Raw genomic sequence first — 13816 nt, 5'->3', positions numbered from 1 at the left:
GAAAACATAAATATAATCGAAAGTCAGATAAGCATCTTTTTAGTTAATTAACAAATAGCAGCTTTTCCATTTTCTCATCATGTCCGTAAATATCATTTCTGAAATTAAGTCTTCCTGCTCCATCTACCCAACAAGTAAAATAAGCAATGAAGATCGGGGTTCTTTGTTTAAGCTTTACAAAGGTTTCCTTGCCTCCTTCCATCACACTGCTTATAGCCTCGGGTGTCCAGATCGTATCTGTTTCTAAAAGAAATTCCGCAAGTCTCAAAGGCTGTTCAAGACGAATACAACCATGACTGAAACCACGATCAGTTTCGTTGAAAAGATTTTTTGAGGGTGTATCATGTATATAAATATCATAAGGGTTCGGGAACAGGAATTTCATATTTCCCAGGGGATTGTCTGCACCAGGTTTTTGCCTGATAAGATATGGAAAATGGTCTGTGTAGCTGGTCCATTTAATGGTTGAGGCATTCATTACCTGACCAGCCATATCGGTCACTTCCAGATTATTTTTTAGAATATACCCCGCATCTTTTATTATAGCCGGAAGTATTTCTTTTTTCAGAATATTTTTGGGAATATTCCAGTTAGGATTGAACACGATAAATTCAAGAGAATCATTAAATATTACCGTATGGTTAAGCGGATCTGATTTTCCAACAATCACTTTGCAGCTCCACACGTGCCGTTCGTTTCTGTAAACATGAAGTCGAAACTCTGGAATATTTACAACAAGATAATCACCTGATAACTGAACAGGAACCCATCTGCAGCGCTCCATGTTTATTAGGATCGTCCGGATCCTTTCCTGAATGGGAATGCACATGGTCTGTAGAGTTCTTTTGTTTACAATGCCGTCTTCTTTCAAACCATGTCTCTTTTGAAAAACTTTTACAGCGCTTTCCAGTATAGAGTCAAAAATCGCAGAGCTGTCAGCCCCTGCCATATCTCCTGTAATAAAGAGTAGTTGTTTTATGCTGATAACAATAGCCGAAGTATCAGCACGCTTTAGTGTCATGTTCCCGGCAGATAATAAGGGCCACTCTTTTTTAAGGGCTGCTGCGTTATATTTGCGCAGATAACTTTTCAGTAGTTCGTATTGACCATACATAGGCTCTATGGGGGATATGTCTTTACCGGCATGTAAATAATCATTCAGCAGCTGATCATAATTGAGTTGTTTGCGCGCAATGAACCAGTTTGCCTGTTTTAATATTTTGCTGTCCACTCCTCCCCAGTTGCATTCAGCAAATTCAAAAAAACTTTTTGTTAATAGAACTTCGAGTTGTAAAGCAAGGCTGTCTTCACAATACAAACGTCCTGAGATATTCCCAACAACGGCCTGATGTAATTGCTGAAGATTATCAAGCGAGGGCACCGACTCCTGGAAACAACAAGCCTTTTCATTATAAAGGAAATTGATCAAATTGCCAGCGTTTTCATTAACTCCCGAAGCGTTGATCCAGACGGGAGAATAATTTCTGCTCCTATAAAAAGAGAGTATTCTTTCGCGTTGAATTGTATCATGTAACAACTTGTTCAAAAAAGTAACCAGTTGCAAAGAATCATTCCTGCATACAATGCGCAGGGTTTCTGGAACTTGAGGAACATGTTCCGTTCGCGTTTTTGTAACCCGGTTGCACGAGAAAAAAAGTACTTGTGAAATAACCAATAAAACAACTATTTTAATTGAGCGTAAAGAAAAAAATATATCTATTTGTTGTTTTGTAAATATCATATTTGCTCAATATCAGCCAACTGACGAACAAAATTAAGGAATGACCTACCGCAAATAGCAGGGTTTTATCATTGTATGACATGATATCTATCACTCACTTTTGTTTTTAAGTTGTTTGTTTAAGGCTAAAAACTTCCTTCATCCTATAAAGCGAAAACCTTATTCGTTACTGTAAGTTGATTATCTACATGATAAACGCCAGGCGCGCTCCATACAGCCATTTCGGCATCTGCACGTTCTTTCCATGAGCGTACTTCCCCTTTCAGAGTAACTTTATTTCCAAGGGTTTCAACATCAATTTTATCTGCATCAATATCGGCACTGCGTTTAAATGCAGATTTAATTTTTTGTTTCAAATCTGTTATTGGAGAAATATTTTTTAAAGTGATATTATTAATAATCTTTTTTACGCCCCACAGGCTTTCGATCTCACTTACAATAACGCCTCTCTGAAACTCCCACTCTGCTTGTCCGTCAAGCGTTACAATACCGTCTTCCACTTTAACTTTTACCATATCTTCTGTAATAGCACTGTTCCATTTAAGAGCATCCAGAATAGCTTGCGCAATTTCTGTATCGTTTTTAATGCTGTCGCCTGAAAATTTCACTTGAATATCTTCCGCTACAGCTCTCACACCAACCACGCGTTTGGTAACTTTTTCTGCTGTCGCTTTTTTAAGATAGTTATCAACTGTTCCTGATAAAGTAACCACACCATTTTTTACAGCTACTCCTATTTCTGAAGCTTTAAAAAATGGCTCCCAGTTTAATTCATCCATCACATCTTTTTGAATCTCAGCATCTGTTTTCATTGCACATTAGTTTTAGTTAGTAAATATGAAAAAGCCTGCTTTAGAAGCAGGCTTTGAAGAATTTTTAAGCAACCTTAATTTCCTTTTTAGGACTGCTTATAGTTGCCTCTTTTTTTGGAAGCGTTAGTTTTAAGATCCCGTCCTGATAGTGTGCGTTAATTTTATCGGGCAACGAATTATCAGGAATTACGAATGAACGAGAGAAACTTTGATAGGAAAATTCTCTCCTGCAATAATTGTTTTTTTCTTCCTTTTCCTCATTTTTCTTCTCCGCACTAACAACAAGATAACCGTTCTCCAATTCAATTTTAAAGTCTTTTTTTTCAAGTCCGGGTGCAGCCATTTCAATAGTGAAATCTTTATTGTTTTCAGAAATGTTTACAGAGGGCACAAAAGCTTCTCTGTTTCTGAAGAAACCATTATTAAAGTCTGTAAGTCCGTAATTGAAAAGATCATTTTCAAAAAAATCATTTACAAGTCTTGGGAATAGGTTTCCGTTTCCGTTTGGTTTTGATTTTACAAGTGTCATAATAAATTTGGTTATTAGTTAAACATAGAATTAATTGCATACAAAATTACCGGAAATGCTAAGTCAAAAGAATGACGCTGATCATTAACAGCCATGATGTTCAGCACAAATAAATCACCTGTTCAGTAATACGATTTTACATTTAGTCATTTTTGAGTAAAACTCAAATTCCGGCTTTTCTTTACGGGAGCTGATAATGAGATGTTCCATACTGATCCACAATAGAAACCAGCCCGCGGGCTCAAAGCTAACAAGCAGAATATGCAATAAAACACTTTGTGATTTTAAAGAAGAAATATATCCGGCGCAAATCATCATAAAAATTCCCAGCAAATTCAACAACACATCTTTTTTTCGTTCAGTTTTCTTTTTCTTTTGAAAATAGTGAAGATTTTTAACAAAGTGTCCATGTAGTCGTTTGGTAATTACTCTTTCTGTAGATTTGTCCCTCACTTTTTCCGGAAGCAATAACCTGAGTTCATCGATATGTGATTGAGTTTCATGCGAAAGTTTTCTCACCTCACGCAGAAAGTCATCTGAAATATTGCGGGAGATAAAAGGACGAAGATCAAAGTCTGAAAAAATATCATCATAGCAATCCACCCAAACACTAATATTTGATCCCGGCGCCTGTTCCTGAATTTGTTCTTCATCTTCCAACTCCTGTATTTTTTCCAATTGCAACATTATTCTCTTTAATTTATAACGATTCGAATGCAGCTAGTTAATAGATTCATTTTTGATATATCGTTTCGGAAAAAGCTAATTTCAACCAATATTTGTTTTTCAGTAAACAATTTCTTAAGCAAGAAGCCATTTAAATTCTCATAATATATATTGTGAGAATTTGAATCCGTGTAAATATTTGAGTATTCAGGTATCTATTGAAATTATTTAATAAAAAAATATGATGTAGAAACTGAGATTAATTTTCATTTGGATTATCCTTTCAATACTATCTTTTTATATAACCCTTCAACAGATCTAATATTTTTTCTTTTTCCTGAAAACCTACACGATTCCACACCATGTAACCATCTTTATACAAAATGAGAGCTGGTAAGGCGTCAATTTCAAAGTATTCTGCAATAAGAGGATTGTTCTCAAGATTAATGGAAAGAAGTTCAGCATCCTTCCATATCTCAGAAAACACCTGATGGAGAACAGGTTTTTGTCTTTTACATACCACACACCAATCAGCACTAAAATAAACCAGGAGTAGTTTGTTTGTTGTTTTGATACGTCTGTTGAATTGCTCAACAGTCATACCAATAGGTCCTTCAGATACGGCGCTATCTTGTTGCGTATCCTGACTATAAGAGGAAAAGTAGAACAAGAAAAATAGTAAACTCCATATAAATTTCATATTCATTTTTTTGCTTGTGCGCGAAGATCGCAGGTGTTATCAAAATACGTTGTAATTGTATCATTCTTAATAACCAATGTCACTTTAAAATTATAGAAACCAGGTCCAGGTATTTCTGCTCGCAGTGAATTCGTTCGCCCGTATTGTACAAAATCAGCCTTAGAAAATGTTTCATCCAAATAATGGAACTCTGCTTTTCCATTCAATTCAATACCACGTACTGGTTTCTCTTTTAAGTCATAGAGATAAATATCGATATAATTATTGCACCCCGCCAATTCTATGAGAAAATTTCCTGCTTTTTTGGTAGTGCACACCGGCGTTTCGCTGTGAATGATCTGCGCTGTGTCAGTCAAAAAAAATAAGAGCATCAGTACCGATAAAATTTGTTTCATGATTCTGTAGATTTGTTTAGAATCAAAAGTAGAGCTTGTTTTACCGTATGTGAATAATCTAGCTCATACAAAGACATGATCCTTGTCACTTTTCAGTTTAGAATTTTAAAAGGTCGCTAATATCAATCTGGTTGCTTGGGTGCGGAATTGTATTGGTGGTAACAATTACAGACGCTCCCGCATTTTTTAACTCCACGTAAGCATTTCCTGCAAAGATGCCATGAACACCAATACATACAGGAGCCTGAGCGCCTGATTTTTTTAATTGTTTTAAGATCTCGGTCATCGTTCTCCCACTGGAAATGATATCGTCAACTAATACCGGGGTTCTTTCGCTCAGATCCAAATCTTCGGGAATACTTATTTCAACTTGTTTGTCGCCCAACCTGATTTTGTTTAGAAAAGTGTAAGGGACATAGTAGTGCATTGCCACGCTTTTTACCCACTGTTCACTTTCACTATCAGGCCCAATGATAAATGGTTTTTTTACATGAGACTTTATCCATTCTGCAATCGGTTTAGCAGCACTAACAACTTTAGTGTTTATGGAATATAATTCTTTTAGGGAATGAAAGCGGTGGAGATGCGGATCTACCGTTATAAGTTGATCTACCATTGATGATAATAGTTTAGCAAACTCTATTGAAGTAACACCCTCTCCTTCATGAAATAGTTTATCCTGTCGCATATAGGACAGGTAAGGACTCACTAGAGTGAGCGTAGAAGCTTTCATTGTTCTTACAATTTTTGAAAAAAAATAGATTTGCATTATTTTTTCATCTGGCTTATCAAGTGTACAAACTAAGACTACGTGTTTGCCACAAACATCTGACTTTATACGGATATAACTTTCTCCATCAGGAAACCGCCGGATTTCAGCCAGTCCAATACTGGCATTATCATTAAGCGCCAACGTTGTTGTTAATACTTCGTTACCGGGAAAAGAGAAATAAATGTGTTCCATATTAACGGATATAAATAATATCAGGTTGTTGTTTCAAATAATCCAGAGTATAGCGCAATTCCCCTGAAGCATGCGCATAAACATAAAACAATATATCTCCTTTTTTAACATGAGTACCTAAAGGACTAAGCAGTAAAACCCCTGCTCCTGGCTCTCTAGGGGCTCCCGCAAGTTTAGCAACTTTTGCAAGTAATCTGTTATCTATTTCCTTTACCACACCTTTTCTTTCAGCCCTAACTGCTTTTTTGTAACGGGCCGGTCTTGGTTTCTTCATTCCACCCTGTGCGATACAAATAGCCTTAAACTTTTTATAAGCAAATCCATTTTCCAGAATCAATCGAGCAGCCTCAAAGCCTTTACCTTCTTTAACTTTGCCAACAAGTTCCAAAATCTCTCCTGCAAGCATTAATGATCTTTGTTTAAGATCCTGAGGCGCGGTAGCTTCATTTTTTAATACACTCAGTACGTCAAGGGCTTCAAGAACGGGTCCTATGCCCCTGCCAACAGGTTGAGAACCATCGGTAATCAGTATTTTTATTTTTAAATTTAATGAAGCGGCTACTACTTTAAAATAATATTCTAATTTTTCGGCATCTTCTTTTGTTCGCACTTTTGCTGATTTACCAACTGGAATATCTATTACTACATGGGTAGATCCCGCTGCACTTTTTTTTGATAGTACAGAAGCAATCATCTGTCCGTAACTGTCAATGTCCAAAGCGCGTTCTATCCGGATGAGGACTTCATCGGCAGGGCTTAGTTTCACAGAGCCTCCCCAACTCAGGCAACCATTTTCCATTGCGATTACTTTTCTGATTTTGCTAGTATCCAGTTCAACCTCAGTAAGTGTTTCCATAGTGTCTGCGGTTCCCGCCGGCGAGGTGATTGCACGGGAAGATGTTTTCGGGATTTTAATTCCGACAGCAGCCACAATCGCAACAACAATAGGACTGGTACGGTTACCCGGCAATCCACCAACACAGTGTTTGTCAGCTACAATTTTACTGTTCCAGCGCAAGCGACGCCCTGAACTCACCATCGCTCTTGTTAAAAAGGTAATTTCTTTCAGACTAAGGTTATCACCAGCGCAGGCTGTAATAAATGCGGAAAGTTCTACATTTGAATAACGGCCTGCTACTACATCATCCAGTATTTCTCTGAAGTTATTTTCAGAAAGCCGTTTACCATACATTTTTCCGCGCACATATTTCATAGAATCTACAGGAGCGCAGTGCGAAAACCTGATCAGGTTGCCCTCTTTTGCATTCAACGCTTTCCAGGCGCTTTCCGACAAACCTGCTTCATCCTGTTTTAAAATGCCATCATCTATAATGTTCAATGAAGCAATCAGCGTTTTTTTATTAACCTGCACTTGTACACGGTTAAGTGACGAAAATCCTTCCGATTTATGAATAGCGCAATCTTTCGGCATAAACACAATATGCTCTATTTGCGCATCAATATGCAGACGTTTTAGTTTTAAAGAATTGGAATTTTGTTTCATACCTGAGTTAACAATACTAACCAATAATACGGGGGTCTGGTATGATTGGAATCAAACTCAGAAATGATCATAATCAGTTTTCTTATCAAAAGAACAAATTTAAAGTGATTGAAACGACAAAGAACGAACGTATGATTTTTTTATTTCGTGCATAATTACCACTACGGCAATACTGATAACGGATGCAAAAAAGCACCAAACGGAAACAATATAACCTTCATAAAAAATCGCGGTCATCACATACGAAATAAGAATCGCAGTTCCCAGACTCCACATATGCTTAATACCCGAAAAAAAAGGAGGAATAATAGTTACAATCATGTAGAGTGCACCTCCGAAGAGACTCAGGCTTGTGGGATAGTTCTGAAGGTAAGTAATGTGAAGCCCGAGAATTTTAGCTTCCACGTGATAAGAGATCAGGCAGTACGCCAGATATACAGAGATTGTGGCGCCAAGAATGGTAAGTACCCTTTCTATTTTCTTTCTTTTCTTATCCTTTTCTAATTTCAGTATTGAGTAAGGCACCCAAAAAGGCCAAACGATTTGAGCAAAAAACAGAAACACATAGGTCATTGGCCTTTGCAAAAAATTCCAGCCAGAATGAGTTAAGGATAACCAAAGGAATCCTTCAGAGATCTGTTGTATTCCAAAAATTAAAGGAATAGCCGCAAACATTACATGAGAAGAGTTCTGTTTTTTTTTAATGGAGGCAGCTCCAATCGCCACAAGAACAATACCTGCTCCAAAACTTGCACTTGCTGAAAAACACATGGGCGTATAATTAAATTATTGCTTACAAATAACAAGTTACGAATATTCCGCAATTTTATTTCTGCTCTTAAATTGATCTAAGGTAGGCCTGCACATGCGCTATGGATATGATACGCATCATTAGTTTTAGTGAAAAAGATCATACAATAAGAATTGTGCAATGTGATAAACTCTGGTAAATTCGCTGAACCATGCACTTTAACAAAATAAACATGTTTGAATTAATATATTGTTCTGTTGCAAAACCAGAAATAACGATGGAAGACATTTCTTCTATTCTCAATACTTCCCGATCCTTTAACAAAAACAATAACATTACGGGGTGCCTCCTTTATCACGAAGGTGAGTTTATTCAATTACTGGAAGGCGAAAAAAATAGTGTACAGGATTTGTTTTCAAATATTCGTAGGGATAAACGCCATACACATGTTCGGTTAGTAAACGAAGAACATGTTGTGGGGCGCGCTTTTGAAAACTGGAACATGGCCTTTTATGATTTAACTTCTGCGGAATATTCTCCCATCGTCAAAACTCTATTTATTGAAAACATGATGGTGTTTTCCGATTTAGCTAATAAACCAACAGAAACTGCAAAACTGTTCTGGTACATGGCCAACCAAATACTTAATAGTAACTGGCCTGCCGAAAGTTAGCTTAGTTTTACTGAATTTTTATGCTCGATAAATTATTGTTTTATAATTTTTCCGTCCTCCATTTCAATGATGCGCTTAGTGCGGTTTGCAAAATCGGTGTCATGCGTTACAATTAAAAGCGATTGTTTGTATTCGACAGTCAGTTCTTCAAAAATGTGAAACACAATTTCACTGTTCTTTTTGTCGAGGTTACCAGTTGGCTCATCACCCATAATAATAAGTGGGTTGTTAATGAGGGCTCTGGCAATGGCAACCCGCTGTTTTTGTCCACCCGAAAGTTGGTTCGGGAATTTCAACGCTTCGCTTTCAATGCCAAGTACTTTTAACTTTTCGTAAGCCCTGTGTTCTATTTCTTTTTCTGAGTAAATAGCAAGTTTTAAACCCGGCAACATTACATTCTTAAGAACACTGAATTCGTTCAGTAAATAATGGAATTGAAAAACAAAACCAATTTTTTCATTCCGCACTCTTGCCAGCTCTTCTTCTTTTTTATTCACCATACTCACGCCGTCTATTTTCAAGTCGCCTTTAAAATCTGTATCCATTGTTGAAAGAATATAAAGCAAGGTCGATTTTCCACATCCGGATTTTCCAATCACAGATGCAAATTCACCTTTATCAATTGAAAAATTAATATCCTTTAAAACTGACACGGTTACCGGGTCGTGAAACTCCTTACTGATATTAACTGCCTCAAGTACTCTGTTGTCCATCTTATTTTCCTCTGATAATAACAACGGGATCTACCTTACTTGCCTTGCGCGATGGAAAGTAACCCGCGAAATAAGTTGTGACCACTGAAAAAATTCCACCAATAATATAAAACGCAGGATTATAATTAACAGGATATGTTTTTATTGTAGGAAGTGCTTCTGTATTAAATGGCACAAGATCAATTAATGCCGACGCACCAAGTCCCAGCAACAATCCCAGCACACCACCAAAAATACCAATAGTCAAAGCAATGCTAATAAAAATTGCTTTTACGTTTTTACCAGAGAAACCAGTTGCTTTTAAAATAGCAATAGTATCCATCTTTTCATAGATCATCATATTAAGAATATTATAAATGCCAAAGCCAGCGACAACCAGTAAGGTAATGCCTACCACATAAGAAATCAATGTGCGGATAAATGTGCCAGTTTCAAATTGTGAGTTCGCCGTATTAATATCAAGCGCTTCCACATCAAACAGCTGACTGTATTCTAGAGCCATTGCCCGCGCGTTTAAAATATCCTTCAGCTTCACCTGTATGTCGGTGATATAACTGTTTGGTTCGCCTAATAGTTTTTGTGCAGTGGTAACAGATACATAACTCTGTATTTTATCTAGCTCTTGTAGTCCCGATTGAAAATAGCCAACCACTTTTAATTGAAAACGTTCACCGCGTGAAGTCGTCACCTGAACGATATCTCCCATCTGCGCGAGCATTTTTTCGGCGGCAGCTTTCCCAAGAATAATACTGTTGGGGATGTTTTTCAAATCAATGTACCTGCCTTCGGTAACGTACTCACTGAATTTAAAAAGTCGGTTCTCGGCCTCTGGGTCAATACCGCTTACAGTGCCTGGTAAGTCAACAGCGCCAAGGTTGTAGAATAGTTGACAGCTAATTTTTGGGGCAATTCCCAACACACGTTTATCTTCGCGCAGTGTTTTCAGAATGATAGCGCTATTCCTTATCTGAAGTTGTTCGTCTTTAGGTTTTACAGAACGGATAAAATTATGAGTACCTGAAAAGGACTCGGATAATTCAACCGGTTGCTTTGCTGACGGCTTTACTTCCTTGTATAGTCGGATGTGTGGTGTCCGGTTCAGTATAAGTCCATCCAGTAACTGATTTAATCCAGTCATAAAACTCAGAAGTGTAATAAACATTGCGATGCTGAATGTTACGCCAATAGCGGCCACCAAAGTTTGACGCCACCGGGCTAATAACAATGAACGGGAAATATCGAAGCTTAGTTTTAGGTTCATCAGTCGGGTTTAGTAAGTTCTTCATTTTTAGAAATACCATCTAGAATTTCGATCATCTGGTAATCCTTTAATCCTGTTTTCACTTGTGTTTTTTCACCATTACTTTTAATAACCGTACTGTCATTTAGCAGATAGTTTCGAGGAATGAGCAAGGTGTTTTCTTTTCTGTTGATCACAATATTAGCCTCAAAGCTGGTGTTAGGATAAACTATTGGCGGGGCTTTTGTGAATTCGGCTTCAACAAGAAAGGTTTTGCTTCGCTCATTCATAAGCGGAAAAATGCGTGTCACCTTTCCTTCAAATACCTGTCCGCGATAGCTATCAAGAGTAATAAGAACAAGTTGATCATTTTTTATTTTTATGATATCGTATTCGTCTACCTGCATTTCAAGAATAAAGATCCTTGCATCACCTACCACTGCTAAAGGGGTTTGCATACTCACCATTTCTCCCTTTACTTTACTTAGGCTGTAAACTCTTCCGTTTAATTCACTTCGCACAGTATAATCATCTTCTGAGGTTCCGGAAATCAAAAGATTTTTTTTTGCCTGCGAAGATGTAAATTCCAGTTGCCGTTTAAGATCCTCGAGTTTCAGCAGCGATGAATAGTATGAGTTTCTTGAATTTTTAAATGCAAGTTCGCGTTGTTCCAGCTCCACCCGCGTACCAATATTTTGTTGCCAAAGTGCTTGTTGCCGTGCATGCAACAAAGAATCGTTTTGCATTTTTTCTTTGGCGAGGTCTGAAAATGCCCGGGCGTCCATCAATTTGCTTTTATTAGCATCAAGATCTGAGAACTTTGCAGCCAGCTCCGCATTTTCTTTAGTAAGACGTTGTATATTGTTTGAAATGAATAAAAGTGGCTGTCCTTTTTGTACAGTATCCCCTTCTTTCACAAAAACCTGCTCAATTATACCATTGGCTTGCGCAAATACCTGATATTGGTCTTTGCTTTTTATGGTGCCTGATGCATAGATGGATTCTGTGACGGTACCGTACACCGGCCTGAGTTTTTCCTTGCTATCCTTGCAGGCGGTGAAATACAGCAGATTAAATGCAACTAACAGACAAAAAGCCAATACACGTTTATCTCTCATAATTTTTATGCAACAAGTAAAGGCTCAATAAGAATTTGTTTTATATCATCTAAACCCAGCTGCAGCACATACTTCGGGAAGTCGTTAAATTCGCCGTTGCTGCTATTGTGCACTGACCAAAATGCTTCCCGATTCTCTTCCAGCAAAAAGCAATATTTTTCGGCTGGGTACAAGTATTCAAAGTTGGAATCTTTAACTACTTTGAATTGTACAAATTGCCCTCTGAGCTTCTTATTGTCTGAGGTGAACAGCGTTACTCGACTGAAATGTGGGTTAGAGAGGTCATAAAGAGAATAGGTACTGAGTGTTGATTTCATAGATTTCGAACTTTAGTAAACATAATGTTGTTCTGTGTCAAAAGTACTTTGTTTATCAAAAAGTTGTTATGAAGTTGGTCAGTAGCCGTGATGATATTTATCAGCTTTGGTGCGCTATAATCAGATCATCACGGGTCTTTGCAGAAAACACTTACCAGTTTCTTGTATCCATCAGTGTTCTTAGTGTACACTCATTGTCAAAAAAAGTAGATATAGTTTCTCCGTTAATAACCAGCGACACTTTAAATTTATAAAAACCAGTGCGTGGGATTTCTGCTTCCAGGTAGTTGCTTTGTGGATACTGAAATAATTCTTCAGTCACCATATCACCTCCTTTGTAAAAGAAGGCAATATACCCGATAACATCCGTATGTATCAATGGTTTCCCCATTCGATCGTTTACATATACATTCAGGCGATTACTACATTTCTTTACGAGTTCTATCTCATATCTAGCTGTTTTTTGTTTGGTGCATGAGTTAGTATCACAAGTAATTTGCTGCGCGTGTAAAAGTGTAAACGCAAAAAGACAAAATGCCAAAATTATTTTCTTCATAATTCAATCTTAAATATACCCGCAAAGTTCAGAACGAAAAAATAACAAAGCGTTAACCTCGATCATTCAAAAATATGATCCTTATCATTTGTAAGCGTAGTAGCATATAGCACTAAATAGACCAGACTTGTAATCAAGTGCCGGTATTCATATTTTCACACACCGCCCATCAAAAAACTAAATTGTTCCAGATTTTTTTTTTGCAAAAAAAACTTCTGGTTCCATTCATTTTCACAAAATTCATCAATAAGTTATGTGATAAGGATCATGGTTCCTGTTCTGGCATTTTCGCATATTTGCTAAAAACAAATGGCAAATGGGTAAAAAAAATGTAGTAAATAATTACCTTGATGAACAGCTAGGATTGATTGAGACTTGGCTAAACACATTCAGTCAGAACAGGAAACCTGAAAGTCTTCACGCATTAAGAGTGTGTATTAAAAAAACAAAAGCCATACTTTATTTTTCGGAAACTCTGTTTAAGAAACCTTTTGGCAAAAAAAAACTAGATAATTTGTTTCATAAAGCAGGAACGCTACGTGAGCTTTATATTATTATTCTTCTCATGCAAAAAAGCCTTCCTGTATCCGAAAAGTTAACTCTTCCCCTTATGAAGAAAAGAACTCTTTTAGAACAACAATTTCTGGAAAAAATTCCTCGCTACATAAAAGAGGTGCGGTTGTTTCGCAAAGAATTAAGTTTGCCAGAAAAACTGCCGAGTAAAAAAGTAATACTCAGCTATTTTAAAAAGCGCGAAAAGAGGGCTGACAAAAAACTACATAATCGAAACAGGACAACCTTGCATTACTATAGAAGAGATATAAAAAAGATGATGTATGTTTATGAAATGTTGCCGAAAAAACTAAAAAAAGAGATTGGTTTGAATAAAACAAAAACCGATAGGTTGCAAGAAAAGATAGGGCTCTGGCACGATACGTGGACAGCATTTATTTTTCTCTCGAAACAGAGTTTCTCAAAGCAAATAAAGAACATACTTTCGGACTTAAAAGAAAAGGAAAAAAAACAATTTAAAAAGCTTTTTCTTTAATAAACCGTTACTTTTTTAAAAAAGCAGAGTACATTCACGCAAGTTTTTCCTGAACTCTTATATAATCGCTCATCAAAGCATTTGCCCCT

16 protein-coding genes are annotated in these 13816 nt (G+C 37.0%); 2 read left to right on the top strand and 14 right to left on the bottom strand.

The genetic code is table 11. The features are described 5' to 3' along the window. Positions 1–43 precede the first annotated feature (43 nt). The 9 genes from P2086_RS15575 to P2086_RS15535 form a co-directional block, all read right to left on the bottom strand. On the bottom strand, positions 44–1741 hold the full coding sequence (locus P2086_RS15575; RefSeq protein WP_317897678.1) for a L,D-transpeptidase family protein: 1698 nt from the start codon (positions 1739–1741) through the stop codon (positions 44–46). 143 nt (positions 1742–1884) lie between these two features. Further along, positions 1885–2553: a BON domain-containing protein gene (locus P2086_RS15570; protein WP_317897677.1), complete on the bottom strand. Its 669-nt coding sequence runs from the start codon at positions 2551–2553 to the stop codon at positions 1885–1887. A 64-nt stretch (positions 2554–2617) separates the two neighbouring features. Further along, complete coding sequence (locus P2086_RS15565; protein ID WP_317897676.1) at positions 2618–3082, bottom strand: Hsp20/alpha crystallin family protein; 465 nt, start codon at positions 3080–3082, stop codon at positions 2618–2620. Positions 3083–3196: 114 nt separating this feature from the next. Then, positions 3197–3760 (bottom strand): hypothetical protein, encoded by a 564-nt coding sequence (locus tag P2086_RS15560; protein WP_317897675.1) that lies wholly within the window; start codon positions 3758–3760, stop codon positions 3197–3199. A gap of 277 nt (positions 3761–4037) precedes the next feature. Continuing rightward, a complete protein-coding gene (locus P2086_RS15555) occupies positions 4038–4448 on the bottom strand; it encodes a thioredoxin family protein (RefSeq protein ID WP_317897674.1) in 411 nt (136 codons plus the stop codon). A 2-nt stretch (positions 4449–4450) separates the two neighbouring features. Beyond that, complete coding sequence (locus P2086_RS15550) at positions 4451–4843, bottom strand: hypothetical protein (RefSeq protein ID WP_317897673.1); 393 nt, start codon at positions 4841–4843, stop codon at positions 4451–4453. Between the two features lie 97 nt (positions 4844–4940). Beyond that, positions 4941–5807, bottom strand: coding sequence for a ribose-phosphate pyrophosphokinase (locus tag P2086_RS15545; protein ID WP_317897672.1), 867 nt, complete (start codon positions 5805–5807; stop codon positions 4941–4943). A 1-nt stretch (position 5808) separates the two neighbouring features. Next, positions 5809–7311, bottom strand: coding sequence for a thymidine phosphorylase family protein (locus P2086_RS15540; protein ID WP_317897671.1), 1503 nt, complete (start codon positions 7309–7311; stop codon positions 5809–5811). Between the two features lie 99 nt (positions 7312–7410). Then, on the bottom strand, positions 7411–8082 hold the full coding sequence (locus P2086_RS15535) for a DUF6629 family protein (RefSeq protein ID WP_317897670.1): 672 nt from the start codon (positions 8080–8082) through the stop codon (positions 7411–7413). A gap of 212 nt (positions 8083–8294) precedes the next feature. Between P2086_RS15535 and P2086_RS15530 the strand changes: the two genes are divergently transcribed. Next, positions 8295–8735, top strand: a complete 441-nt coding sequence (locus P2086_RS15530; RefSeq protein ID WP_317897669.1) for a BLUF domain-containing protein — start codon at positions 8295–8297, stop codon at positions 8733–8735. 32 nt (positions 8736–8767) lie between these two features. Here the strand turns inward: P2086_RS15530 and P2086_RS15525 are convergent, their stop codons facing one another. The 5 genes from P2086_RS15525 to P2086_RS15505 form a co-directional block, all read right to left on the bottom strand. Beyond that, positions 8768–9448, bottom strand: a complete 681-nt coding sequence (locus P2086_RS15525; RefSeq protein ID WP_317897668.1) for an ABC transporter ATP-binding protein — start codon at positions 9446–9448, stop codon at positions 8768–8770. Position 9449: 1 nt separating this feature from the next. Beyond that, on the bottom strand, positions 9450–10709 hold the full coding sequence (locus P2086_RS15520; RefSeq protein WP_317897667.1) for an ABC transporter permease: 1260 nt from the start codon (positions 10707–10709) through the stop codon (positions 9450–9452). Then, a complete protein-coding gene (locus P2086_RS15515) occupies positions 10709–11806 on the bottom strand; it encodes an efflux RND transporter periplasmic adaptor subunit (RefSeq protein ID WP_317897666.1) in 1098 nt (365 codons plus the stop codon). The genes P2086_RS15520 and P2086_RS15515 overlap by 1 nt, the downstream gene beginning before the upstream one ends. A gap of 5 nt (positions 11807–11811) precedes the next feature. After that, the gene (locus P2086_RS15510) at positions 11812–12123 is read right to left on the bottom strand and encodes a hypothetical protein (RefSeq protein WP_317897665.1); all 312 of its coding nucleotides are present in this window, start codon (positions 12121–12123) and stop codon (positions 11812–11814) included. Between the two features lie 151 nt (positions 12124–12274). Then, positions 12275–12679: a hypothetical protein gene (locus P2086_RS15505; RefSeq protein ID WP_317897664.1), complete on the bottom strand. Its 405-nt coding sequence runs from the start codon at positions 12677–12679 to the stop codon at positions 12275–12277. Positions 12680–12995: 316 nt separating this feature from the next. Here P2086_RS15505 and P2086_RS15500 point away from each other — a divergent pair, with 316 nt between their 5' ends. Then, entirely contained in the window at positions 12996–13727 is a 732-nt protein-coding gene (locus P2086_RS15500) for a CHAD domain-containing protein (RefSeq protein ID WP_317897663.1), read from the top strand. Positions 13728–13816 lie beyond the last annotated feature (89 nt).

It is taken from the genome of Aurantibacillus circumpalustris (assembly GCF_029625215.1).
Classification (GTDB): Bacteria; Bacteroidota; Bacteroidia; order B-17B0; family Aurantibacillaceae; genus Aurantibacillus; species Aurantibacillus circumpalustris.
This window is presented reverse-complemented; position numbering and strand designations above follow the sequence as displayed.